This is a genomic window from Streptomyces sp. SID3343 (genome assembly GCF_009865215.1).
Taxonomy (GTDB): domain Bacteria; phylum Actinomycetota; class Actinomycetes; order Streptomycetales; family Streptomycetaceae; genus Embleya.
In genome coordinates this window covers 1-285 of sequence record NZ_WWJX01000684.1, presented here as the reverse complement: position 1 = coordinate 285, position 285 = coordinate 1, and the positions used below count along the sequence as shown (strand labels likewise).

Sequence of the window (285 nt, the reverse complement as noted above, 5' to 3'; positions counted from 1 at the left end):
CCCTCGTACGGCGACCGCGACCGTGCCCCGCGCACCGGCGACCGTCCGTCCTACGGCGGCGGCGACCGGCGTGAGGGCGGCTACCGCGGTGACCGTCCGTCCGCCGACCGCGGCGCGCGCGGCGGTGACCGCCCGGCGTACAACGATCGTCCGGCGTACAACAGCGGCGACCGCGGCCCGCGCACGGGGGAGCGTCCGTCCTACGGCGACCGCGCCCCGCGTTCGGGTGACCGTCCCTCGTACGGCGACCGCGACCGTGCCCCGCGCACCGGCGACCGTCCGTCC

Annotated in this window: 1 pseudogene; it reads left to right on the top strand. The window is 79.3% G+C overall.

Going from position 1 to position 285, the window contains the following annotated elements:
* Positions 1–285, top strand: a pseudogene (locus GT354_RS54250) (RNA helicase); the annotation flags it as partial.